Genomic DNA, 24075 nt, shown 5'->3' on the forward strand with positions numbered 1-24075 from the left:
TGCGGCATGGACGAACGGTGTGGCGTGTACGAGTGATGTGGCGTGTACGAGTGGTGAACGGCCGGCCGCCCGGGTGCGGTTCCGCCCGTGCTCACCCGTTCCGGTGAACTTTCCTGCGCTCACAGCCGCTTGACCCCCTTGATCCGCCCCGCCCTGGCCATCCGGGCCCGCGCCGCCTTCACCCGCAGGCCGCCGCGCTGGCCCCCGATGCGCAGTCCGGTGCCCGAGGAGAGCCAGCCGGAGGAGATGTCGGTGCGCTGCGCGGCGGAGTTGGTCTCGGCGAGCGGGTCGTTCTCGGCCCGCCGGGCCAGGGCCATGATCCCGGGGACGACGAACGGGGCGAGCAGCAGGTCGTACAGGGCGGAGGTGAACAGCAGCCCGCCGAGGCCGACATGCCGGGCGGCGGTGTCGCCGACGAGGGCGCCGACCCCGGCGTAGAGCAGGGTGGAGCCGATGGCGGCGGCGACCACGACGACCATGGGGCCGGTGGCCGACTTCAGCCGGCCGTTCTCCGGCCGGACCAGTCCGGCCAGGTAGCCGATGACGCACAGCACCAGGGCGTAGCGCCCGGCGGCGTGGTCGGCGGGCGGGGCGAGGTCGGCGAGGAGTCCGGCGCCGAAGCCGATGAGGGCACCGCCGACATGGCCGTAGACCAGGGCGAAGCCGAGGACGGTGAGCAGCAGCAGGTCGGGGACCGCGCCGGGCAGGTGGAGCCGGGCCAGGACGCTGACCTGGAGCACCAGGGCGACGACGACCAGGGAGACGGAGAGCAGGATCCGGTTGACGCGCATGGGAATCGTGGCTCCTACTGCTCGGGCTGCTCGGGCTGCAGCTCGCCGTCGGCGGGCGCACCGGCGGACGGTGTGACGGTCACCGTCACGGTCGGCCTGGGAGTCGGCTTGGGCTTGTCCGGGAGCACGGTGTCGCGCGGGTCCTTCTGCGGGGCCTGGACGACGACGCCGACGATGTCGAGCTTGCTGAAGCTGACGTACGGCGTGACGTAGAGGGTGCGGGTGAGGTCGCCGCCGGAGGGGTCGACGCGGGAGACGACGCCGACGGGCACGCCGGGCACGAACGGCTTGTCGGCCTGCGAGCCGAAGGTGACCAGGCGGTCGCCCTTCTTGACTTCGGACTTGCCGTTGAGGAGCTCGACGCGCAGCGGGCGGTCGCCCTGCCCGGCGGCGAAGCCGAGTTCGTCGGTGGCCTCCATGCGGGTGCCGACGGTGAAGTCGGGGTCGGTGGCGAGCAGGACGGTGGCGGTGCTGGGGCCGACGGTGGTGACGCGGCCGACGAGACCGTCGCCGTTGAGCACGGTCATGTCGCGTTCGAGGCCGTCCTCGGCGCCGGCGTCGATGGTGATGGTCCAGGAGAAGCCCTGGGCCGCTCCTATGGCGATGACCTGGGCGCCCTTGATGCCGTACTGCCCCTTGCCGGCGGTCTTGAGCATCTTCTCCAGCTGGGCCAGGCGGCTGCGGCTGCGGTCGTCGCTGCCGAGCTTCGCCTTCAGCGCGGCGTTCTCCTTCTCCAGCTCCGCGAGGCGGTCGTGGCGTTCGTCGGAGGCGCGGACCGCGGCGATCGCGTTGCCGACGGGGTCGACCGCGGCGGACACCCCGTTCTCGATCGGGCCGAAGACGGTGGCTGCGGCCTGCCGGGCACCGTCGACCGGTGAGTCCTCCCCGCCGCGGATGTCCACCGTGATCAGTGCGAACGATACGGCGATCAGCAGCACCAGGAGCAGCCGGCTCTCTTTCGTGTCCCTCACGTGCGGCGGCCGTGCCTTCCTCGTCGGAATTCGGGAAATTCGTCGGGTGTTGGGTGGGGATTCGGTTGGGTGGGGATCCGCGGGAACCGCCCGGGAACGCCCGGCGGCGGGCGTTTTGGGCGCTGTCATGTCTCTATATCAACGATCCGCCGCACGAGAGGAGATCGTCTCGTACGGCGGAACCGAAGCGTTATGTCATCTGCGGGGCTGGGCGTCCAGCACCTGCTGGAGCGCCTCGAACTCCTCCACGCACTTGCCGGAGCCGAGCGCCACACTGTCCAGCGGGTCCTCGGCGATGTGGATGGGCATGCCGGTCTCCCGGCGCAGCCGCTCGTCGAGGCCGCGCAGCAGCGCCCCGCCGCCGGTCAGGACGATGCCCCGGTCCATGATGTCGCCGGACAGCTCCGGCGGGCACTTGTCGAGGGTCGTCTTGACAGCGTCGACGATGGCGTTGACCGGCTCCTCGATCGCCTTGCGCACTTCGGCCGCGGAGATGACGACGGTCTTGGGCAGCCCGGAGACAAGGTCCCGGCCGCGGATCTCGGTGTGCTCGTCGGAGTCGAGGTCGTACGCGGAGCCGATCGTGATCTTGATCTGCTCGGCCGTCCGCTCACCCAGGAGGAGCGAGTACTCCTTCTTGATGTGCTGGATGATCGCGTTGTCCAGTTCGTCGCCCGCGACGCGGATGGACTGCGCGGTGACGATGCCGCCGAGGGAGATGACCGCGACCTCCGTGGTGCCGCCGCCGATGTCGACCACCATGTTGCCCGTGGCCTCGTGGACCGGCAGGCCGGAGCCGATGGCCGCCGCCATGGGCTCCTCGATGATGTGCACCTGGCGGGCGCCGGCCTGGGACGACGCCTCGATGACGGCACGGCGCTCGACGCCCGTGATGCCCGAGGGCACACAGACGACGACCCGCGGACGAGCCAGATACCGCCGCTTGTGGATCTTCAGGATGAAGTAGCGGAGCATCCGCTCGGTGATCTCGAAGTCGGCGATCACGCCGTCCTTGAGCGGACGCACGGCAACGATGTTGCCGGGCGTGCGCCCGATCATCTTCTTCGCTTCGGCGCCGACCGCGAGGATGCCACCGGTGTTGGTGTTGATCGCGACGACGGACGGCTCGTTCAGTACGATCCCGCGACCCCTGACGTACACCAGCGTGTTGGCGGTCCCGAGGTCGACAGCCATGTCACGGCCGATGAACGACATTGAGTTCCCCATCAGGATTCGTCTGGCCTTCCCGCGAGCTTTTGAGGGCTTTTCAGGTAGGCGAGGTGGGTTGCTGCGACGTGAATGCGTCCATCGTAGACGCGCTTTCACGAACACTGCGCGAGGGTCTTCGCCATTGTCAGCAGATCACACGCCGCCTCGCTTGTGGAGACGGGCCAACGGTGGCAAACGTTCCCCCGATCGGCACTTATATGTCACAGGGCTGCCGAATCTTCACGACTGCCCAGGTCAGCTGCACCCATTTGACTGACGGTGCATCAGGGAATTCGCGGGACTCCCGAGCCCTCGGGGGTCAGTCGCGCCCCGGGAAGAAGATCTTCAGCTCGCGCTCCGCGGACTCCTCGGAGTCGGAGGCGTGGATCAGGTTCTCCCGGACGATCACGCCGAAATCACCGCGGATGGACCCGGGCGCCGCCGCGATCGGGTCGGTCGGGCCCGCCAGGGCGCGCACACCCTCGACGACCCGCTCCCCCTCGACGATCATCGCCACGACCGGCCCCGAGGACATGAACGTCACCAGCGGCTCGTAGAACGGCTTGCCCTGGTGCTCGCCGTAGTGCAGCTCCAGCGTCCCGGTGTCCAGCGTGCGCATGTCCAGCGCGGTGATCCGCCAGTCCGCCTTGCGCTCGATACGGCTGATGATCTCGCCGGTCAGACCCCGGCGGACGGCGTCGGGCTTGAGCAGGACGAGGGTGCGCTGCGACACGAGGGGCTCCTTGGTACGTGGTACGTGCGAGGTGATGACAGAGGTTACCCGGCGTGTCGCGGCGCCCGTCAGGCAGCGTCGGCCGGAGCGGACCCGCCCTCGGCCGCGAACCTCGCCTTCGCCTCGTCGATCTTCCGGCCGTAGTGCACGGACGCCCACCACAGGGCCGCGAAGATCACTCCCAGCACATACATCAGCGGTACCACCAGGCCGGACGCGATCAGGGCGACCTGGAGCGCCCAGCCGAAGGCGACTCCGCCGGGCCGGGTCACCAGACCGCACAGCACCAGGCACAGCGCCATCGCGATGCCACTGACCGTCCACACCGCCCCTGTGGACAGGTCCGGGTCCTTCATCGCCACGAGTGCGGCGAAGCCGATCACGAAGAACTCGCTGATCAAGGTCGAGGAGCAGAGCGTACGCACGGGCTGTCAGCCTTTCCCCAGCAGCAGTCGGGCCTCGCCGACGGTGATGACGGATCCGGTCACGAGCACGCCGCCGCCGGCGAACTCGCCTTCCTCCTCGGCCAGCGTGATCGCGGCCTCGAGCGCGTCCGGCAGCCGCGGCTCGACCTGGACCCGCTCCTCGCCGAACACCTCCACCGCCAGCCCGGCGAGCTCGTCGGCGTCCATCGCGCGGTGGCTGGAGTTCTGGGTGACGACGATCTCGGCGAAGACCGGCTCGAACGCCTCCAGCAGCCCCTTCACGTTCTTGTCGCCGCTGGTGCCGACCACCCCGATGAGGCGGCTGAACTGGAAGGCCTCGCCCAGTGCCTCGGCGGTGACGCGGGCGCCGGCCGGATTGTGCGCGGCGTCCAGGACGACGGTGGGCGAGCGCCGCACCACCTCCAGCCGCCCCGGCGAGGCGACGGAGGCGAACGCCTTGCGCACGGTGTCGGCGTCCAGCGGCTCGGCGCGCTGCGCGCCCACCCCGAAGAACGCCTCCACGGCAGCGAGCGCCACGGCCGCGTTGTGCGCCATGTGGGCGCCGTGCAGCGGCAGATACACCTCGGGGTACTCGCCGCCCAGACCTCGCAGGGTCAGCAGCTGCCCGCCCACGGCCACCTGCCGGGAGACCACCCCGAACTCCAGGCCCTCGCGGGCGACGGTGGCGTCCACGTCCACGGCCTTCTTCAGGAGTACCTGGGCCGCGTCCACCGGCTGCTGGGCCATGATCACGGAGGCACCCTGCTTGATGATGCCGGCCTTCTCGGTGGCGATCTCGGCGGGCGTGCTGCCCAGCCGGTCGGTGTGGTCCAGGTCGATGGGGGTGACCACGGCGACGTCCCCGTCGATCACGTTGGTGGCGTCCCAGCTGCCGCCCATGCCGACCTCGACGACGGCGACGTCCACGGGCGCGTCCGCGAAGGCGGCGTACGCCATGCCGGTAAGCACCTCGAAGAACGACAGCCGGTACTCCTGCCGGGCGTCGACCATCTCGACGTACGGCTTGATGTCCTGGTACGTCTCGATGAACCGCTCGGCGGAGACCGCCGCACCGTCCAGGCTGATCCGCTCCGTCACAGACTGCACGTGCGGCGAGGTGTACCGGCCGGTACGCAGCTCGAAGGCGCCGAGCAGGGACTCGATCATGCGGGCGGTGGAGGTCTTGCCGTTGGTGCCGGTGATGTGGATCGAGGGGTAGGCGCGCTGCGGCTCGCCGAGCACGTCCATCAGCGCGGCGATACGGCTGACGGAGGGCTCCAGCTTGGTCTCGCCCCAGCGGGTGGCGAGCTCCGCCTCGACCTCGCGCAGCGCCCGGTCCACCTCGGGGTCCTCGGGTCGCCCGGGCACGTCGGCCTGCGGCGGGCCGCCCTGGGTGCGCAGGGTGCGGCTGCCGGCCTCGATCACCGCGAGATCCGGGTCGCGGTCGGTCTCCGCCGCGATGATCTCGTCGAAGGATTCGAGGGGGTCGGGCTGGTCGTTGCTGCCGGGGTTGTCGCTCACGGGGCCAGTCTACGTACCCGCGGTCCGCCGACATTCGGGCCCGTGGCCCGCCGGCATTCGGCCCGCGGTCCCCGGACGTTCGGGCCCGTCACCCGTGGCCCGTGGCCCGCGGGACGCCGGGCGCATCGCCCGTGGGCACCCGGCGGGCGGTCGTGCCGCCGGTGCCTGAACGGCCGAGGAGGTCCGCCCGGGGGTCCCCGTCCCCCCGGGGCGGCACCGCGCGGGCGCGGACGGCATTCCGTTGGCGCCGGACCGCACCCGACCGACCCGCCTGGCGACCCAAGACCCCCGGTGCTGGCTGGCCCCCGGGGGCCTCCGTGCTGTCACAGCGTCCTGCTGCCCGCGCTGACGGGCGCCGCCTGCGCCCACCCGCCGCCCCGGGGATACCTCCCAGACCCTTGAGGCACTGGAGAGGGGAGGCACGACTGCCCGCAGGCTCGGAGCACCGCCGCCCCCGCAGGCTGTGGGGGCGGCGGTCGGTCGGCTGCTCTCACGCCGCGTCGGTCATGCCCGGGGCAGGCGCTCCAGTTGGTTCTGGATGCGGGTGATGTCCTCCTCCGCCTTGGCCAGCCGCGTGCGGATCTTCTCCACCACCTGGTCCGGCGCCTTGGCGAGGAACGCCTCGTTGCCCAGCTTGGCCGTGGCCTGCGCCTTCTCCTTCTCCGCGGCCGCGAGGTCCTTGGCGAGGCGCTTGCGCTCCGCCGCGACGTCGATGACACCGGACAGGTCCAGCGCGACCTCCACTCCCGCGACCGGCAGCGTGGCCGTCGCGGTGAAGCCCTCACCCTCCGGCTGGAGGCGCAGCAGCTGCCGGACGGCCGCCTCGTGCGGGGCGAGCGCCGTGCCGTCGGGCGTCAGCCGGGCCGGGACCCGCTGACCGGGCTGGAGTCCCTGGTCGGCGCGGAACCGGCGGACCTCGGTGACCACCGACTGGACCGTCTCGATCTCCCGCTCGGCGTCGGCGTCCCGGAAGCCGGAGTCCTTCGGCCAATCGGCGACGACGACGGACTCGCCGCCGGTCAGCGTGGTCCACAGGGTCTCCGTCACGAACGGGACCACCGGGTGCAGCAGCCGCAGCGTGACGTCGAGGACCTCACCGAGGACGCGCTTGCTGACCTCGGCGGCCTCGCCGCCCGCCTGGAAGGTGGTCTTGGACAGCTCGACGTACCAGTCGAAGACCTCGTCCCAGGCGAAGTGGAACAGCGCGTCGGACAGCTTCGCGAACTGGAAGTCCTCGTAGTACGCGTCGACCTCGGCGACGACCGAGTTCAGCCGGGAGAGGATCCACCGGTCCGTCGAGGACATCAGCGACACGTCCGGCAGCGGGCCCTCGACCGTCGCGCCGTTCATCAGCGCGAACCGGGTGGCGTTCCAGATCTTGTTGGCGAAGTTGCGCGAGCCCTGGACCCAGTCCTCGCCGATGGGGACGTCCACGCCCGGGTTGGCGCCGCGCGCGAGGGTGAAGCGGAGCGCGTCGGAACCGTACTTGTCCATCCAGTCCAGCGGATTGACGACGTTCCCGAAGGACTTGGACATCTTCTTGCCGTTCTGGTCACGGACCATGCCGTGCAGGGCGATGGTGTGGAACGGCGGGGTCCCGTCCATCGCGTACAGCCCGAACATCATCATCCGGGCGACCCAGAAGAACAGGATGTCGTAGCCGGTGACCAGGACGGAGTTCGGATAGAACTTCGCCAGGCTCTCGGTCCGCTCCGGCCAGCCCTGCGTCGAGAACGGCCACAGACCCGACGAGAACCAGGTGTCCAGGACGTCGGGGTCCTGCCGCCAGCCCTCGCCGGCCGGCGGCTCCTCGTCCGGTCCGACGCAGACGACCTCGCCGTTCGGCCCGTACCAGACCGGGATGCGGTGGCCCCACCACAGCTGGCGGGAGATGCACCAGTCGTGGAGGTTGTCGACCCAGTCGAAGTACCGCTTCTCCATCTCCTGCGGGTGGATCTTCACCCGCCCGTCGCGGACCGCGTCGCCGGCCGCCTGCGCCAGCGGGCCGACCTTGACCCACCACTGCATGGACAGCCGCGGCTCGATGGTGGTCTTGCAGCGCGAGCAGTGGCCGACGGAGTGGACGTACGGCCGCTTCTCGGCGACGATGCGGCCCTCGGCGCGCAGCGCGGCGACGATGGCGGAGCGGGCCTCCAGCCGGTCCAGGCCCTGGAAGGGGCCGTGGGCGGTGATGATGGCGTGCTCGTCCATCACGGCGATGGCGGGCAGGTCGTGGCGCTGGCCGATCTCGAAGTCGTTCGGGTCGTGGGCGGGCGTCACCTTGACCGCGCCGGTGCCGAACTCGGGGTCGACGTGCTCGTCGGCGACGACCGGGATGGAGCGGTCGGTCAGCGGCAGCTTGACGAGCTTGCCGATGAGGCGCCGGTACCGCTCGTCCTCGGGGTGCACGGCGACGGCCGTGTCACCGAGCATCGTCTCGGCGCGGGTGGTGGCGACGACGATGGTGTCGTCCCCGTCGCCGTACTTCATGGAGACGAGCTCGCCGTCGTCGTCCTGGTACTCGACCTCGATGTCGGAGATGGCGGTCAGGCAGCGCGGGCACCAGTTGATGATGCGCTCGGCGCGGTAGATCAGCTCGTCGTCGTGGAGCCGCTTGAAGATGGTCTGGACGGCCTGGGACAGGCCCTCGTCCATGGTGAAGCGCTCACGCGACCAGGCGACGCCGTCGCCGAGGCGGCGCATCTGTCCGGAGATCTGCCCGCCGGACTCGGCCTTCCACTGCCAGACCCGCTCGACGAACGCCTCCCGGCCCAGGTCGTGCCGGGACTTGCCCTCCTTGGCCAGCTCCCGCTCGACGACGTTCTGCGTGGCGATGCCGGCGTGGTCCATGCCGGGCTGCCACAGCGTCTCGTGGCCCTGCATCCGCTTGCGGCGGGTCAGCGCGTCGATGAGCGTGTGCTCGAAGGCGTGCCCCAGGTGGAGCGAGCCGGTGACGTTCGGCGGGGGGATGACGACGGTGAACGGAGGCTTGTCACTCTTGGCGTCCGCCTCGAAGTAGCCCCGTTCTACCCAGCGCTCGTACAGCTTCCCCTCCACCTCGGCCGGCGTGTACTGGGTCGGCAGTTCGGTCGTGGGTGCGGGCTGCGGCTGCTGAGTGTTCTCGGTCACGAGGGTCAGTTTAGAGGCGTCACGCCGCTGTCCCGAAACGCGATTCCTTTGTAACGGTGCCGCCCCCGGTGACCTGCCCACGCCAGGTCTGCGTCAGGATGTCAGCAACGCATAAGCATCTGGAGGGGAACCCAGAACATGAGCTACAACCAGCCGGGCCCGTACGGCGGGCAGCCCGAGCAGCCCGGACCGTACGGCCAGCCGGGACCGTACGGCCAGCAGCCGCAGGCCCCCCAGCCCGGCTACGGCTACCCCCAGCAGACGCCTCCGCCGCAGCCCCAGCCGGGTTACGGCTACCCGCAGCAGGGCGGCGTCCCGCCCCAGCAGGCCCCGTACGGCCAGCAGGCCCCGTACGGCCAGCAGCCGCCCTACGGCCAGGCCCCGTACGGCGTGCCCCAGCCCCCGGCCCCCGGTGGCGGCAAGAAGAAGACCGGCCTGATCATCGGCGCGGTCGCGGTGGTCGCCGCCATCGGGGTCGGCGCGTACTTCGTCCTCGGCGGGGGCGGCGGCGCGGGCGGCCTGGCGGACGACGGCCCGCACAGGCTGGAGACGCCGAAGACGGTCATCGGCGGCGAGTACAACCTGCTCTCCGAGGAGGGCGCGACCGCCGGCGGAGCCGACACGGCCGAGGATCTGGAGAAGAGCGGCGTCAAGAACGGCGAGTCCGCGTTCGGTCTCTACGCCACGGTCGATCCGAACACCTACGACCCGAGCGACCCCAGCTCGCTCCCCGCGGAGTTCTCCACCATCACCATGATCGGCGCCTACGGGGAGATCGCCGACCCCGAGGCCACCCTGGACGCGTTCTTCGCCCAGATGAAGAAGTCGGCCGAGCAGAGCTCCTCCGGCTCCGTCGGCCAGAAGCCCGAACTCGTCGGTGAGCCCGAGGAGGTCGAGCTGGACGGCGCGATCATGAAGTGCCAGGTGGCCGAGGGCCAGAACGCACAGTCCAAGAGGATGAAGTCCGACTGGTTCTGCGCCTGGGCGGACCACAGCACCATCGCCATGGTGTCCCCGGGCGAGGTCACCAACAGCATCAGCAAGGATGTGGCCGTGGACCTCACCACCAAGCTCCGCAAGGAGGTCCGCGTCGAGGCCTGACACCCGTCGGCGCATACGAAGGGGCCCCGGTCGTGCTCGACCGGGGCCCCTTCGTATGCCTCGCCGTGTGTCTCGCTCGTATGCCTCGCCGTATGTCTCGCTACGCCGTCTTCTGCTCCCCCGAGCCCCGCCCCCGCGAATCCCGCGGGATCAGCGTCGGGTTGACGTTGGAGAGGACCACGTCCGCGGTGATGACGACACGGGCGACGTCCTTGCGGGACGGGACCTCGTACATCACGCCCTGGAGGACCTCCTCCATGATGGCGCGCAGGCCACGGGCGCCGGTCTGGCGGAGGATGGCCTGGTCGGCGATGGCCTCCAGCGCCTCGCGCTCGAAGTCCAGCTCCACGCCGTCGAGTTCGAAGAGCCGCTGGTACTGCTTGACCAGGGCGTTGCGCGGCTCGACCAGGATCTGGAGCAGGGCCTCGCGGTCGAGGTTGTGCACGCTGGTGATCACCGGGAGCCGGCCGATGAACTCGGGGATCATGCCGAACTTGACCAGGTCCTCCGGCATGACGTCCTCGAAGTGGTCCTTGGACTCGCGCTCCTGCTTGGAGCGGATCTGCGCGCCGAAGCCGATGCCCTTGGCGCCGGCCCGGGCCTCGATGATCTTCTCCAGACCCGCGAAGGCGCCGCCCACGATGAACAGCACGTTCGTCGTGTCGATCTGGATGAACTCCTGGTGGGGGTGCTTGCGCCCGCCCTGCGGCGGGACGGAGGCGGTGGTGCCCTCCAGGATCTTCAGCAGCGCCTGCTGCACGCCCTCGCCGCTCACATCGCGCGTGATGGAGGGGTTTTCACTCTTCCGCGCGACCTTGTCGATCTCGTCGATGTAGATGATCCCGGTCTCGGCCTTCTTGACGTCGTAGTCGGCGGCCTGGATCAGCTTGAGCAGGATGTTCTCGACGTCCTCGCCGACGTAGCCCGCCTCGGTGAGCGCCGTGGCGTCGGCGATCGCGAACGGGACGTTCAGCATGCGGGCGAGGGTCTGGGCGAGCAGGGTCTTGCCGGAGCCGGTGGGGCCCAGCAGCAGGATGTTGGACTTGGCCAACTCGATGGCGTCGTCGCGGCCTTGGGCGCCGCCGTTCTCACCGGCCTGGACCCGCTTGTAGTGGTTGTACACCGCGACGGAGAGGGCCTTCTTGGCGGCCTCCTGGCCGACCACGTACCCCTCGAGGAACTCGTAGATCTCGCGGGGCTTGGGCAGCTCCTCCCAGCGGACCTCGCTGGTCTCGGCCAGCTCCTCCTCGATGATCTCGTTGCAGAGATCGATGCACTCGTCGCAGATGTACACACCGGGCCCTGCGATGAGCTTCTTGACCTGCTTCTGGCTCTTCCCGCAGAACGAGCACTTGAGCAGATCGCCGCCGTCACCGATGCGTGCCACGGTGTGCTTCCCCTTCGCCTGGGAGACGCCTGGACGTCGACGTCCAGCGGACTCCTGGTGCTGCCTTATGTCCGACGGTACCTTGCCGTGCCCCCCGTTCGGGCCCCCCTTGGCAGGGTTCGCTTTGACGTGAACCTCACCGAACCATGCCAAGGGGCGGCAGACGATACAGCCTCCTGCCTCAGCGCAGAGAAGCGTTGTCCATCTTCCGGGTGGTGATGATCTGGTCGATCAGCCCGTACTCCAGCGCGTCCTCGGCCGTGAGGATCTTGTCGCGCTCGATGTCCTCGCGGATCTTGTCGATCGTACGGGTGGAGTGCTTGGCCAGCATCTCCTCCAGCTGCGAACGCATCCGCAGGATCTCGTTGGCGGCGATCTCCAGGTCGGAGACCTGGCCGCGGCCGGTCTCGCTGTAGGGCTGGTGGATCAGGACCCGGGCGTTGGGCAGGGCCATGCGCTTGCCGGGCGTGCCGGCGGCCAGCAGGACGGCGGCGGCCGAGGCCGCCTGGCCCATGCAGACCGTCTGGATGTCCGGCTTGACGTACTGCATCGTGTCGTAGATCGCCGTGAGCGCGGTGAAGGAACCACCCGGGCTGTTGATGTAGACCGAGATGTCCCGGTCGGGGTCCATCGACTCCAGGCACAGCAGCTGCGCCATGACGTCGTTGGCGGAGGCGTCGTCGATCTGGACGCCGAGGAAGATCACCCGCTCCTCGAAGAGCTTCGCGTACGGGTCGTACTCACGGATGCCCTGGGAGGTGCGCTCCACGAAGCGCGGGATCACATAGCGGGACTCGGCCTGCGGGCCGGTGTACTGGCCCTGCGCGGCGCGCGTGTCCTGCGCGGCGTGCATGCGGTCGTAGAGGCCGCGGCCGGGGAAGTCGTTCACAGTGTCTCCTGTAAAGGCTGAGGCGGTCGGCTCGGGGCTGGGTGCGGGAGCGGGTCAGGCCCCGGTGCCGCCGCCGCCCGGCATACCGGCGGCCGTGGCGATCACATCGTCGATGAGGCCGTACTCCTTGGCCTCGAAGGCGTCGAACCAGCGGTCGCGGTCCGAGTCACGGGTGATCTGCTCGACCGTCTGGCCGGTGTGCTGGGCCGTGAGCTCGGCCATGCGCTTCTTGGTGTGCAGCAGCCGCTCCGCGTGGATCTTGATGTCCGAGGCGGAGCCGGCCAGGCCGGCGGAGGGCTGGTGGATCAGGATCTCGGCGTTCGGCAGGGCGAAGCGCTTGCCCGGCGTGCCGGCGCTGAGCAGGAACTGGCCCATGGAGGCCGCGAGACCCATGGCGATGGTCACCACGTCGTTCTTGATGTACTGCATGGTGTCGTAGATCGCCATGCCGGCCGTGATCGAACCGCCCGGGCTGTTGATGTACAGGTAAATGTCCTTGTCCGGGTCGGAGGCAAGGAGCAGCAGCTGTGCGGTGATCTTGTTCGCGATGTCGTCGTCCACCGGCTGGCCGAGGAAGATGATCCGCTCGTTGAGCAGCCGGTTGTAGACCTGGTCGCCGAGGCCACCACCGATGGAAGGCTCGCCGGCGGCGGAGGGCATCAGATTCGTCACGTATCCACCTGCTCGTCTTACGACGGCGCCGGGCCGTCTCACGTTTCCCTGCGGGGCCGGAGCCGTCCGGCGACTCCACTGCCCTCGTATTCATGGACCCTAACGCGGTAGGCCTGCGGCGCCATCCCGGTTCCGCGGGTGTTCGCCGGGGGCGTAGCGGAGGGCCCCGCCGGGTGCCGTGGTGCCCAGCGCCGTTGTGCGGCCTCCGCGTCGGCGGCTACGGGTGTCCGTGGTGGCGCGCGCCGGTCCCCGCGCCCCCCCGAGGCCGTCGCCCGGCCGGACGACGAAACGGGCCCCGGCGTTGATCGCCCGGGGCCCGTCGTACGGCGTCACAGGTGCCGTGAAGGATCAGCCTTCGGCCTTCTCCTCGCCCTTCTCCTCGCCCTTCGCCTCGGCGGACTCGGCGGACTCGGCGGAGGCCTCCGCGGCCTCGGTCCCGGCCTCGGCCTCGTCCTCGTCGTCCAGGTCGACGGTCTCGCCGTTGGTGTCCTTGACCGTGGCCTTCTCGACCACGACGGCCAGGGCCTTGCCGCGGGCGACCTCGCCGACGAGCAGCGGGACCTGGCCCTGCTCGACGACGGCCTGGGCGAACTGGTCGGGGGACATGCCGGAGGAGGAGGCACGCCGCATGAGGTGCTCGGTGAGCTCCTCCTGGTTGACGTTGAGCTTCTCCTGCTTGACCAGCTCGTCGAGGACGAACTGGGTCTTGATGCCCTTGACCGCGGCCTCGCGGGTCTCGGCGTCGAACTCCTCGGCGGTCTTGCCCTGGAGCTCCAGGTACTTGTCGAGGGTGAGACCCATCTGGCCGAGCTGGTGGTGCTCGAGGTTGTGCTTACGGGTGTTGATCTCGTCCTCGAGGAGCTTCTCGGGGACCGGGACCTCGACCAGCTCGAGCAGCTTGTCCAGGACGCGCTCCTGCGCCTGGGTGGCCTGGTCGTACTGCTTCATGTCGGCCAGCCGCTTGCGGCTGTCGGCGCGCAGCTCCTCCAGCGTGTCGAACTCCGACGCGAGCTGGGCGAAGTCGTCGTCCAGCTCGGGCAGCTCGCGCTTGGCGACCTGGGTGACCTTGACGGTGACCTCGGCCTCCTTGCCGGCCGCCGAGCCGCCCTTGAGCTCGGAGGCGAAGGTGGCCTCGCCACCGGCCTCCAGGCCCGTCACGGCGTCGTCGATGCCGTCGAGCAGCTCGCCGGAGCCGATGGTGTAGGAGACGCCACTGGCCACGCCGTCCTCGAGAACCTCGCCGTCGACCTTGGCCTCCAGATCGATGGTGACCACGTCGCCGTCCTCGGCGGCGCGCTCGACCGGGGCGGTGGAGGCGAAGCGCTCACGGAGCTGCTCGACCGACTTGTCCACGTCCTCGTCGCTGACCTCGACGGCGTCGACCTCGACCTCGATGCCGGAGTAGTCCGGGATCTCCAGGGCCGGGCGGATGTCGACCTCGGCGGTGAAGTTCAGCGTCTCGCCGTCCTTCAGCTCCGTGATGTCGACCTCGGGCTGGCCCAGCGGGCTCAGCTCGGCCTCGTTGACCGCGTCGGTGTAGAACTTCGGCAGCGCGTCGTTGACGGCCTCCTCCAGCACCGCACCACGGCCGAACCGCTGGTCGATGACGCGGGCCGGGATCTTGCCCTTGCGGAAGCCCTTCACCGTGACCTGCTGGTTGATCTTCTTGTACGCCGCGTCGAGGCTGTCCTTGAGCTCCTCGAAGGGCACCTCGACAGTGAGCCGAACCCGGGTCGGGTTCAGGGTCTCCACGGCGCTCTTCACGGTTCGGTCTCCTTGTGGCTGACTTCTTGGTTTCTGCCGGAGCCAGAGCGGCCCGGCCGATTTCGCCGCCCGGAGGACTGCACAGGATGAGACACACGGGCGTGCAGCTTGCATAGTAACGGCAGCGGCTACACGGCCCAAAAGGCGATCACGCGAGGTGATCGGCCGAACGGCCGGGTGCGGCCGGGCTCGGCCGGTGCGGGGGCGGTACCGGTGGATGGTCGGGGTGGCGGGATTTGAACCCACGGCCTTCCGCTCCCAAAGCGGACGCGCTACCAAGCTGCGCCACACCCCGTCTGGTGCGAGACGTAGGGTACATGCCGCCGGGTGTGCCGGCCGCCGCATTTCGGGGGCGCCGGTGACGCTCCGCCGCGGACCGGAACGGGGTGTGCGGGGACGGGGTGTGACCCGGTACGATGCCTTCGGTGCCGCGGTCGCCGACCGGCGGCCAGTGCCGTGCGGGCGTAGCTCAATGGTAGAGCCCCAGTCTTCCAAACTGGCTACGCGGGTTCGATTCCCGTCGCCCGCTCTGTTGTGCAGTAGGGCCCGGTTCCGATGACGAACCGGGCCCTACGTGTGTGCGGCGACGGTGGCGGAGACGGCGAGGGCCGGCGGGGGCGGGTTCAGAAACTGATCGAGTTGATCGTGTCCGCTATCGAGTCGAGGAAGCGGTTGATCGACGGGGCCATGCCGGTGGAGGCGAGGAAGAAGCCGAAGAGCACCGCGACGATCGCCGGGCCGGGCTTGAGGGAGCCGCCCCGGAGCAGCACCACCAGGATGATCGCCAACAGCAGCACCACTGACAGTGAAATGGCCACAACTGATCACACCCTCGGTCGGTCCGCTCTCCCGGCCCGGGGGCGCAACCCCGCGCACCCCCGCCAGAACCATCGTGCCACCAACCCGGCCGCGCCATGCGGCAGGTGACGCAACGTTTGTCCGAGTCGAGTCGGCACCGGGGGTCAGGCGGGCGTCGGGGGAGGCCGACAGGGGCATTCCGCACAGGAATTCGACAGGTCGCACGGACGTAGTGCCGCACGCGGCGGAAGAGAAGCGGCGGGGTGACCGACGGGGAATTCGATCACTTCCGTTTCCATGCCCACACAACACGTTCGCAGGTATTTCGAATTGTGGTGACGGCTACACGAGGGCGCTCCTCAACGACCCTTGAAATCCAGGCTGATCCGGACATAACGGGGTAGTCCCTCGCCGGGCTTATGGGGTGTTTAATCATGGAACATCCGGATGATCCGGGCGGCATCCGTACGCGGCAGCCGTGTCAACCTCCCTGAAATTGCGGGTACTCGCAGGTACTCGTGAGAGATTTACGGAAAGGCCCGGGAAGGTGTCGTCAGGAGTTTTACGGAATAGCTCGGCCGACGCTAGGGTGCCTCAGATGTTCTACGCTGCCACGTTCCCCGAAAGCGCAGCGGGGTCCTGGGGCTGCTCGCCGACTTCCCGGCGGGAGGCTCCATGACGAACTCGCTGCCACCACACGGCCAACGCAGGACGACACCCACCCCGGCGCAGCCGCCGGCGCCGCCGGGCCGCCGTGACGCGTTCTTCGACAACGCCAAGTACCTGGCGATCGTGCTGGTCGGCGTGGGCCATGCCTGGGGACAGATCCTGGACGACAACCGGTCCATGGAGACCCTGTACCGGGTCCTGTACACGTTCCACATGCCGGCGTTCATCATCATCTCCGGCTACTTCTCGCGCAGCTTCGATCTGAGCCCCAAGCGCGTCAAGCGGCTGATCACCGGCGTCGTCGTGCCGTATCTCGTCTTCGAGGTCGCCTACTCGCTGCACATGCGCTACGGCGACGACGCCCCGGACCACGCCATCAGCCTGCTGGACCCCAGCTATCTGCTGTGGTTCCTGTGCGCGCTGTTCGTGTGGCGGCTGACCACTCCGATCTGGCGGACCGTCCGCTGGCCGCTGCCGGTCGCGCTGGCCATCGCGGCGCTGGCGTCGATGACACCGACGGTCGACAACGACCTCAACATGCAGCGGGTGCTGCAGTTCCTGCCGTGTTTCGTGCTGGGCCTGCTGCTGCGGCCCGAGCACTTCGCGCTGGTGCGCCGCCGTGCGGTGCGGATCCTGTCGGTGCCGGTGGTCGCGGTGGCGGTGGCCGTCGGATGGTGGACGGTACCCCTCATGGACACCGGCTGGTTCTACCGCAACGCCGCCGCGCAGAACACCGGCGCCCCCTGGTGGACCGGGCCGGTTCTCACACTGGCGCTGTTCGGCTGCTCGCTGGTGCTGACCGCGTGCTTCCTCGCCTGGGTGCCGGGCCGGCGCACCTGGTTCACGGCGCTGGGCGCAGGCACCGTCTACGGCTATCTGCTGCACGGCTTCCTGGTGAAGCAGGGCAGCTTCTCGGGCTGGTTCGACGGCCCCGCCTGGCGTGGGCCGCTCGGTGAGATCGCGATGACCGTGCTCGGCGCCGCGGCGATCACGCTGCTGTGCACCGAGCCCGTCCGGCGCGTCCTGCGGTTCGTCGTGGAGCCGCGCATGGAGTGGGCCTTCCGGCGCGGCCCGGCCGACGGGGCCCGGGACCACCGCGAGCGGAAGGGGACGCAGGCGACCGAGGTGCGCGAGACCCGCGATGCCGGCGGGAGCAGCGGGGTGGGCGAGAAGGTCGGGGTCTAGGCCTCCTCGCCCGGGTTTCCCCCCGGGGTGTCCGGGCCGGCCAGACCGAGGAGTGCGCGCATCCGGGCGTACTTCTCGGTCAGCCGCGCTCGGGTGACCGGGTCGAGGACCGCGAGACGGGCCGGGTCGCTGTTGTGCGCCAGGTCGGCCTCCTTGACCAGCAGCGCGCCGGGGGTGGCCAGGACGCGCGCGGCGTAGGCCTCGGGGGACTCGCCCGCCCGCTTGGTGACGGCCAGGACGATGTCCTTCGTACGGCGGCTCAGCGCGGCCTCGCGCAGCCACTCCTCCGGCAGGGCGTCGTCCTCGACGGCGTCGTGCAGCCAGGCCGCCGCGATCTGGTCCGTGTCCCCGCCGCGCCGGCGGACCCCCTCGGCGACGGCCGCGAGATGCTCGGCGTAGGGGCGCCCCGCCTTGTCCACCTGGTCCTGGTGGGCGGTGCGGGCGGCGGCTGCCACCTCGGTCAGGGTCAGCGGGGGTGTCCGGGGCATGGCGTCAGTGTGCCGGAGGAGGGGCCGCCGGGCCGCCGGCCCGGGTGCGGGCGCTCTGGTCCCGCACCGCCCGGGCCGTGGCCGCCTGGGCGGCCAGGGCCGCCTGTGCCTGGGCCGTGGCGCCCTCCCGGCAGATCAGCAGCAGCGCCCGGTCGTCGTTGACGTCCTTGGCGACCGCCTCGATCAGATGCCAGGCGGCGCCGTGGAAGCCGCCGGCGACATAGCGGTCGGCCTCGCCGGTGAGCCGGTCGATGCCCTCGAAGATGTCCCGGTCGGAGGTCTCCACCAGGCCGTCCGTGAACAGCATCAGCACGTCACCGGGGCGCAGCGAGCCCTTCACCGGGTCGAACTGGGCGCCGTCGTACACGCCCAGCAGCGGGCCGTCGGCCGTCTTCTGCTCCCAGCGTCCGCTGCCCGCGCTGAGCTGGAGCCCCGGTGGATGCCCTGCGGAGTACAGCTCGTAGTCGCCGGTGTCGAGGTCCAGGACCAGGTGGATGGAGGTGGCGAAGCCCTCGTCCCAGTCCTGGCGGAGCAGATAGCCGTTGGCGGCGGGCAGGAAGGCGTGCGGGGGCAGGCTGCCCAGGAGTCCGCCGAACGCTCCGGACAGCAGCAGGGCCCGGGAGCCCGCGTCCATGCCCTTGCCGGAGACGTCGGTGAGGACGACCTCCAGGGTCCGTCCGCCGTTGGTGCGGGCCGCGACCACGAAGTCGCCGGAGAAGGACTGGCCGCCGGCCGGACGGAGGGCCATCTCCCGGTGCCAGCCGGGCGGCAGCTTGGGCAGCTTGCTCTGCACCCGGATGCGTTCACGCAGGTCGAAGAGCATGGTGCCGCCGCGCCGCCAGGGCACCCCGACCCGGCTGCGGAACTGGGCGAGGAGCAGGCCGAAGAAGCCGCAGGCGGCGACGACCAGGACCACGCCCGGGGTGACCCGGGAGGGCCCCTCGGTGTACGGGCCGAGCTGTATGGACTCCACGATCAGTGCCGTGGCCGCCGCCGCGTACAGGCCGAGCAGGCTGGCGGGGCGCAGCAGCAGCCCGCCGGCGACGATCGGCAGTATCAGCGCGGCCGGGGAGACCCACACGGAGTTGGCCATCGTGGTGGCCGCGATCACGGGGATGGTCAGCAGCAGACCGGCCAGCGCGATCCAGTCGGATCCGTCGCCGCGGAAGTAGTCGACGGCGGAGCGGCGCACGCCGACGCGGGCCCGGTGCCACTGCTTCCGCAACCGGGCCGGGATCGTCTCGGCTTCCGCGCGCCGCTGTCGTCCTGCTGCCATCAGTTCGGGACCCTATCCATCGAGGCTGCTGCTTGGCACGGGAGGTCCCACTTGTCCCCCGTCCGAGGCCGGACTCATCAGTGAACTTCACCACGTTTTGGCCTGCGTGCCGCCGGGTGAAATCGCCTCGCCCGTCCCCGGGTCCCCCTGCTAGGCATGGCTCATGAGCACTGACGGCACTGACCGTGGGACCGGCCCCGTGCCGGATCCGGCGACCGAACTGCGGGTACTGCGGCGGGGCGAGTGGGAGACCTGGTACGGCACCCAGATCCGCGCGTTCGGCGGGGTCCCGGAGGCCCCGGAGGAGAAGGAACTGTGGCACGCGCTGACCGAGACCGAGCGGTTCATCGGTGTCTGGGACGGCGCGGACTGCGTCGGTACGACGGGGGCGTTCGGATTCCGGGGGGCGTCGTGCACCCGCACCGCCGACGTCGCGGATCTGGCCCTGTCGGTACGGGAGCTGGGGGCCGCCTACCTCGGTGGCGTGACCCTGAGCTCGCTGGGCGCGGCCGGCCGGGTGCGGGAGCTGCGGCCCGGTGCGCTGGCGGAGGCGTCGCTGGGTCTCGCCTCCGACGTGGCGCCGTGGTTGCCGCACGGCTTCTGACGCCGGGGCCTGTCCGGCGGATCGCGTCGCCGGAGAGCCGCATCGCCCGGCCGTCGGACCCGGCCCGGGGCTGCCGACCGGCTCGGGTTCGCTGCCGCCCGGGTCAGGTGGGCTGAACAGCAGTGGTGTACTGACACCGGGTCAGGTGGACTGGCGAGCCCCGGCGCATGCCGGCACCGGACCAGGCGTCCGGCGGCGGCCCTCGGCAGGCGTGCTGACACCGGGTCAGGCGGCCCGGCGGCGGCCCTCGGCAGGCGTGCTGACACCCGGTCAGGCGGCCCGGCGGCGGCCCTCGGCAGGCGTGCTGACACCGGGTCAGGTGTCTGACGCATGAGAAGGCGCAGACACCCGGGTCAGGTCAGGTGCGCTGGCAGCCGGGGCACCAGAAGAGGTTGCGGGCGGCGAGTTCGGCGGTGCGGATCTCGCCGCCACAGATGTGGCAGGCCTGGTGGGCTCTGCGGTACACGTACACCTCGCCGCCGTGGTCGTCGACGCGGGGCGGGCGGCCCATCGCCTCCGGGGTGTGCTCGGGCCGGACGGTGTCGATGCGGTTGTCGCGGACGCCCTGCCGCATCAGTGCGACGAGGTCGCCCCACAGGGCGTCCCACTCGGCGGAGGTGATGTCCCGGCCGGGGCGGTAGGGGTCGATGCCGTGCCGGAAGAGGACCTCGGCCCGGTAGACGTTGCCGACGCCGGCGATCACCTTCTGGTCCATCAGCAGGGCGGCGACGGTGGTGCGGCTGCGGCGGACGCGTGCGTACGCGGCCTGCGGATCGGCGTCGCCGCGCAGCGGGTCCGGGCCCAGGCGGCCGTGTATCGCGCCCTTCTCGGCCCCGGTGATCAGGGCACACGTGGTGGGGCCGCGCAGGTCGACATGGGCGGTGGTGTTCGCCAGGCGGAGGCGGACGGTGCCGGTGGGCGGCGGCGCGGGGGCCGGACCGAAGGCGACCTTGCCGAACAGGCCGAGGTGGATGTGGACCCAGTCGCCCTCCTCGGCGCCGCCGAAGCCGAGGAAGAGGTGCTTGCCGTGGGCGTCGGCGGTGCGCAGGACGGTGCCGTCGAGGAGGGCCGCGGCGTCGCTGAACTTGCCCTGGGGGCTGGTGACGCGCACGGGTGCACCGGCGAAGGCTGCGGCGTAGTCCTGGGCCAGCCGGTGGATGGTGTGCCCTTCTGGCACGGGGATCGTCCTGTTCCGCTCGGTGGGGTGGCGGCGCGTTCCGCCCGGTGGGTGGCAAGGGCGTCCCGCCGGGTGCGTTCCGCCGGGTGCGTTGCGGCGCGCCGCCGGGGCCCCGGGGCTGCCGGGGCCCTTCCTCGGGGGGCGGGTCCGCTACTGCTGGGGGTGGTGCGCCGGGATCGGCGGGAGGTCGCCGGTGGTCTCGTAGGCGCTGAGCATGTCGATGCGGCGGATGTGCCGCTCGTCCTCGGAGAACGGCGTGTTCAGGAAGGTCTCGACGAACTTGGTCGCCTCCTCCTGGGTGTGCATGCGCGCGCCGACGGCCACCACGTTGGCGTTGTTGTGCTGCCGGCCGAGCGACGCGGTCTCCTCGCTCCAGGCCAGGGCCGCACGCACGCCCTTCACCTTGTTCGCGGCGATCTGCTCGCCGTTGCCGGAGCCGCCGATCACGATGCCGAGAGAGCCCTCGTCCGCGGCGGTCCGCTGGGCGGCGCGGAGGCAGAAGGGCGGGTAGTCGTCCTGGGCGTCGTAGATGTGCGGGCCGCAGTCGACGGGCTCGTGGCCGGCGGCCTTGAGCCACTCCACGAGGTGGTTCTTGAGGTCGAAACCGGCATGGTCGGAACCGAGGTACACGCGCATGGTCAGAGTGTGACACGCCCGTCTCAGGGCGAGGGCGCGGGGTGTCGCTCCCGGGAGCATGAACCGATCAAGGAATCGTCAAGAGAACCCAAAGAAGATCAAAGAACCTCAGGAATGCCTCAAGATACGACACAGATTCCAAGGCTTCTGAAATCGTGTACCTCCGTTTCATTGGAACGGCATGTCCCTCGCCCGTTCGGGAGGCCCGTACGGGAGCCAGCACCACCGGCGCAAAGGAAATCCACCGCATGACCTCGCAGCCGACCCTCGCCCAGGCCGAAGAGAGCCCCCCGCCCACCGGGGACGGCGGCTCCGCCGGAGAACCCGGCTCCGGTCTGCAGGCCGGCCTCAAGAACCGCCATCTGTCCATGATCGCCATCGGCGGGGTGATCGGCGCCGGGCTCTTCGTCGGCTCCAGCTCCGGCATCGCCACCGCGGGGCCCGGCATCCTGCTGTCGTACGCCCTGGTCGGCACCCTGGTGGTGCTGGTGATGCGGATGCTTGGTGAGATGTCGGCGGCCAATCCGGCGTCCGGGTCCTTCTCCGCCCACGCCGACCGGGCGCTCGGACGCTGGGCCGGGTTCTCCATCGGCTGGCTGTACTGGTTCTTCTGGGTGGTGGTGCTGGCGGTAGAGGCGACCGCCGGGGCGGTGATCCTTGAGGGCTGGATACCGGCCGTGCCGCAGTGGGCCTGGGCGCTGATCGTGATGGTCGTGCTGACCCTCACCAACCTGGTCTCCGTCGGCTCCTACGGCGAGTTCGAGTTCTGGTTCGCCGGGATCAAGGTCGTCGCGATCGGTGCGTTCGTCGTCGTCGGCGCGCTGGCCGTGTTCGGGCTGCTGCCGGGCGTCGACAGCGACCGGGCGGGGCTCGCCAACCTCACCGAGCACGGCGGTTTCCTGCCCAACGGCCCCGGCGCCGTCCTCACCGGTGTGCTGCTGGTCGTCTTCTCCTTCATGGGCAGCGAGATCGCCACCCTGGCGGCCGGTGAGTCGGAGGACCCGCAGCGCGCGGTCACCAAGTCGACCAACAGCATCATCTGGCGTATCGGTGTGTTCTACCTCGGGTCGATCTTCGTCGTGGTGACCCTGCTGCCGTGGGACTCGGCGTCCATCGCCGAGGACGGGTCCTACGTCGCCGCGCTGGACTCGCTCGGCATCGCGCACGCCGGTCAGATCATGAACTTCATCGTGCTGACGTCGGTCCTGTCCTGTCTGAACTCCGGGCTCTACACGGCCTCCCGGATGGCCTTCTCGCTCGGTGAGCGCGGGGACGCGCCGAAGGCGTTCGCACGGACGACGCGGCGGGGCGTGCCGCGGACGGCGATCCTGTCCTCCGTCGTCTTCGGGTTCGTCGCCGTCTTCTTCAACTACGAGTTCCCCGACTCGGTCTTCCTCTTCCTGGTCAACTCCTCGGGCGCCGTGGCCCTGTTCGTCTGGCTGGTGATCTGCTTCTCGCAGCTGCGCATGCGGAAGATCATCCAGGCGGAGGCGCCGGAGAAGCTGGTCGTGAAGATGTGGCTGTACCCGTACCTGACGTGGGCGGCGGCCGGGCTGATCGTCTTCGTGCTGGGCTACATGCTGACCGACACCGAGCACGACGGCCGTACGACGATGCTGCTGTCGCTGCTCGTGGCTGCGATCGTCCTCGGCATCGCGTTCGCCAGGGAGCGGATCGGGAAAGGCCGCGCCGCGGCGCAATGAGCCTGACCACGTACCCGGAACGAGCCTGCCCGTGCACTCGGAACGAGCCTGACCACGTACTCGGAACGAGCCTGACCACGTACTCGGAACGAGCCTGCCGGTACACGCAGAGGCGGGGCCTGCGGCGTTGCGCCGCGGGCCCCGCCGCCGCGTGTCCGGGGCGGTCTCCACTGGACGTCGCGCCGTCCAGCAGGTCGGGCGAAGCCCCCTGCGGCTCCGCAGCGCCCTGAAGGGGCGCGGGGAACTGCGCGACCAGCCACGACGGCGCCGCGGACGAGCGACGGCACAGCGCGGCACTTCCAGCGGAGCGCTCAGCGCCTGTCGACCAGCTTCCAGGCGGTCGGCAGGAGGCCCATCGCCAGGGCCGCCTTCAGGGCGTCACCGATCAGGAACGGGGTGAGGCCGGCCGCGATCGCGGCGGTGGCGGACATCCCGGTGGACAGGGCGAGGTAGGGCACACCGACGGCGTAGATGATCGCCTCGCCCAGCACCATCGCACCGGCCGTGCGCCAGACGGAGCGGTCGGCGCCACGGCGGGCCAGGGCACCCACGGCGGCGGCGGCGAGCAGCATGCCGAAGACATAGCCGAGAGACGGGGCACCGACGCCGGAGGCGCCGCCCGCGAACCACGGCACGCCCGCCATGCCGGCCAGCGCGTACAGCGCGAGGGAGAGGAAGCCGCGGCCGGCGCCCAGGCTGGTGCCGACCAGCAGCGCGGCGAAGGTCTGGCCGGTCACCGGGACCGGGGAGCCCGGCACGGGCAGCGCGATCTGCGCCGCGAGACCGGTGAGCGCGGCGCCGCCGATCACGAGGGCGGCGTCCCGGACTCGGGAGGCGGGCAGAAGGTCGGCGAGGACCGTTCCGGTGCGGGCGGGGGCTGCGGCAACGCTGCTCATGGGGACTCCGCGGTGGTGTGGACATGTCGGGACACCGGGTGACGCTATCCC

Annotated in this window: 20 protein-coding genes, 2 tRNA genes and 2 pseudogenes; 6 read left to right on the plus strand and 18 right to left on the minus strand. The window is 70.4% G+C overall.

The window, feature by feature from the left end:
• Window positions 1-119: 119 nt before the first annotated feature.
• From mreD to V5O46_RS28790, 7 genes are all read right to left on the minus strand, one after another.
• Window positions 120-791: a rod shape-determining protein MreD gene (mreD, locus tag V5O46_RS28760; RefSeq protein WP_332887647.1), complete on the minus strand. Its 672-nt coding sequence runs from the start codon at window positions 789-791 to the stop codon at window positions 120-122.
• 14 nt (window positions 792-805) lie between these two features.
• Window positions 806-1762 (minus strand): rod shape-determining protein MreC, encoded by a 957-nt coding sequence (gene mreC / locus V5O46_RS28765; RefSeq protein WP_332887648.1) that lies wholly within the window; start codon window positions 1760-1762, stop codon window positions 806-808.
• 195 nt (window positions 1763-1957) lie between these two features.
• Complete coding sequence (locus V5O46_RS28770; RefSeq protein WP_004001297.1) at window positions 1958-2977, minus strand: rod shape-determining protein; 1020 nt, start codon at window positions 2975-2977, stop codon at window positions 1958-1960.
• 313 nt (window positions 2978-3290) lie between these two features.
• Complete coding sequence (gene ndk, locus V5O46_RS28775) at window positions 3291-3704, minus strand: nucleoside-diphosphate kinase (RefSeq protein WP_332887649.1); 414 nt, start codon at window positions 3702-3704, stop codon at window positions 3291-3293.
• 68 nt (window positions 3705-3772) lie between these two features.
• Complete coding sequence (locus V5O46_RS28780) at window positions 3773-4129, minus strand: DUF4233 domain-containing protein (protein ID WP_332887650.1); 357 nt, start codon at window positions 4127-4129, stop codon at window positions 3773-3775.
• Between the two features lie 6 nt (window positions 4130-4135).
• On the minus strand, window positions 4136-5650 hold the full coding sequence (gene folC, locus V5O46_RS28785) for a bifunctional tetrahydrofolate synthase/dihydrofolate synthase (protein WP_332887651.1): 1515 nt from the start codon (window positions 5648-5650) through the stop codon (window positions 4136-4138).
• 504 nt (window positions 5651-6154) lie between these two features.
• Window positions 6155-8779 (minus strand): valine--tRNA ligase, encoded by a 2625-nt coding sequence (locus V5O46_RS28790; protein ID WP_332887652.1) that lies wholly within the window; start codon window positions 8777-8779, stop codon window positions 6155-6157.
• Window positions 8780-8917: 138 nt separating this feature from the next.
• Between V5O46_RS28790 and V5O46_RS28795 the strand changes: the two genes are divergently transcribed.
• Entirely contained in the window at window positions 8918-9880 is a 963-nt protein-coding gene (locus tag V5O46_RS28795; protein WP_332887653.1) for a hypothetical protein, read from the plus strand.
• A gap of 100 nt (window positions 9881-9980) precedes the next feature.
• On the opposite strand, the gene clpX is transcribed toward V5O46_RS28795, so the two are convergent.
• The 5 genes from clpX to V5O46_RS28820 form a co-directional block, all read right to left on the minus strand.
• A complete protein-coding gene (gene clpX, locus V5O46_RS28800; protein ID WP_332887654.1) occupies window positions 9981-11267 on the minus strand; it encodes an ATP-dependent Clp protease ATP-binding subunit ClpX in 1287 nt (428 codons plus the stop codon).
• A 181-nt stretch (window positions 11268-11448) separates the two neighbouring features.
• Complete coding sequence (locus V5O46_RS28805; RefSeq protein WP_332887655.1) at window positions 11449-12156, minus strand: ATP-dependent Clp protease proteolytic subunit; 708 nt, start codon at window positions 12154-12156, stop codon at window positions 11449-11451.
• Between the two features lie 54 nt (window positions 12157-12210).
• Window positions 12211-12816, minus strand: a complete 606-nt coding sequence (locus V5O46_RS28810) for an ATP-dependent Clp protease proteolytic subunit (protein ID WP_031114129.1) — start codon at window positions 12814-12816, stop codon at window positions 12211-12213.
• Window positions 12817-13176: 360 nt separating this feature from the next.
• Window positions 13177-14592, minus strand: a complete 1416-nt coding sequence (gene tig, locus V5O46_RS28815) for a trigger factor (RefSeq protein ID WP_332887656.1) — start codon at window positions 14590-14592, stop codon at window positions 13177-13179.
• A gap of 218 nt (window positions 14593-14810) precedes the next feature.
• Window positions 14811-14887: transfer RNA gene (locus V5O46_RS28820), tRNA-Pro, on the minus strand.
• A 163-nt stretch (window positions 14888-15050) separates the two neighbouring features.
• On the opposite strand from V5O46_RS28820, the gene V5O46_RS28825 reads away from it, so the two are divergent.
• A tRNA-Gly gene (locus V5O46_RS28825) sits at window positions 15051-15121 on the plus strand.
• Between the two features lie 94 nt (window positions 15122-15215).
• On the opposite strand, the gene V5O46_RS28830 is transcribed toward V5O46_RS28825, so the two are convergent.
• On the minus strand, window positions 15216-15410 hold the full coding sequence (locus V5O46_RS28830; protein WP_332887657.1) for a hypothetical protein: 195 nt from the start codon (window positions 15408-15410) through the stop codon (window positions 15216-15218).
• A gap of 655 nt (window positions 15411-16065) precedes the next feature.
• On the opposite strand from V5O46_RS28830, the gene V5O46_RS28835 reads away from it, so the two are divergent.
• A complete protein-coding gene (locus V5O46_RS28835; RefSeq protein WP_332887658.1) occupies window positions 16066-17244 on the plus strand; it encodes an acyltransferase family protein in 1179 nt (392 codons plus the stop codon).
• On the opposite strand, the gene V5O46_RS28840 is transcribed toward V5O46_RS28835, so the two are convergent.
• The gene (locus V5O46_RS28840) at window positions 17241-17732 is read right to left on the minus strand and encodes an HD domain-containing protein (RefSeq protein WP_332887659.1); all 492 of its coding nucleotides are present in this window, start codon (window positions 17730-17732) and stop codon (window positions 17241-17243) included. The genes V5O46_RS28835 and V5O46_RS28840 overlap by 4 nt on opposite strands.
• A 4-nt stretch (window positions 17733-17736) precedes the next feature.
• Window positions 17737-19008 (minus strand): PP2C family protein-serine/threonine phosphatase, encoded by a 1272-nt coding sequence (locus tag V5O46_RS28845; RefSeq protein ID WP_332887660.1) that lies wholly within the window; start codon window positions 19006-19008, stop codon window positions 17737-17739.
• Between the two features lie 163 nt (window positions 19009-19171).
• Between V5O46_RS28845 and V5O46_RS28850 the strand changes: the two are divergent.
• Together V5O46_RS28850 and V5O46_RS28855 are read left to right on the plus strand one after the other, a co-directional pair.
• A pseudogene (locus V5O46_RS28850) lies at window positions 19172-19399 on the plus strand (GNAT family N-acetyltransferase); the annotation flags it as partial.
• Window positions 19400-19408: 9 nt separating this feature from the next.
• Window positions 19409-19612 (plus strand): annotated as a pseudogene (locus V5O46_RS28855) (sterol carrier protein domain-containing protein); the annotation flags it as partial.
• Between the two features lie 358 nt (window positions 19613-19970).
• On the opposite strand, the gene V5O46_RS28860 reads toward V5O46_RS28855, so the two are convergent.
• Together V5O46_RS28860 and V5O46_RS28865 are read right to left on the minus strand one after the other, a co-directional pair.
• Window positions 19971-20789: an Fpg/Nei family DNA glycosylase gene (locus tag V5O46_RS28860; protein ID WP_332887661.1), complete on the minus strand. Its 819-nt coding sequence runs from the start codon at window positions 20787-20789 to the stop codon at window positions 19971-19973.
• A gap of 150 nt (window positions 20790-20939) precedes the next feature.
• Window positions 20940-21425, minus strand: a complete 486-nt coding sequence (locus V5O46_RS28865) for a ribose-5-phosphate isomerase (RefSeq protein ID WP_332887662.1) — start codon at window positions 21423-21425, stop codon at window positions 20940-20942.
• Window positions 21426-21673: 248 nt separating this feature from the next.
• Here V5O46_RS28865 and V5O46_RS28870 point away from each other — a divergent pair, with 248 nt between their 5' ends.
• The gene (locus V5O46_RS28870; protein WP_332887663.1) at window positions 21674-23128 is read left to right on the plus strand and encodes an amino acid permease; all 1455 of its coding nucleotides are present in this window, start codon (window positions 21674-21676) and stop codon (window positions 23126-23128) included.
• A gap of 311 nt (window positions 23129-23439) precedes the next feature.
• Here the strand turns inward: V5O46_RS28870 and V5O46_RS28875 are convergent, their stop codons facing one another.
• The gene (locus tag V5O46_RS28875; protein ID WP_332887664.1) at window positions 23440-24024 is read right to left on the minus strand and encodes a biotin transporter BioY; all 585 of its coding nucleotides are present in this window, start codon (window positions 24022-24024) and stop codon (window positions 23440-23442) included.
• Window positions 24025-24075 lie beyond the last annotated feature (51 nt).

This window comes from Streptomyces poriticola, from assembly GCF_036689765.1.
Classification (GTDB): Bacteria; Actinomycetota; Actinomycetes; order Streptomycetales; family Streptomycetaceae; genus Streptomyces; species Streptomyces poriticola.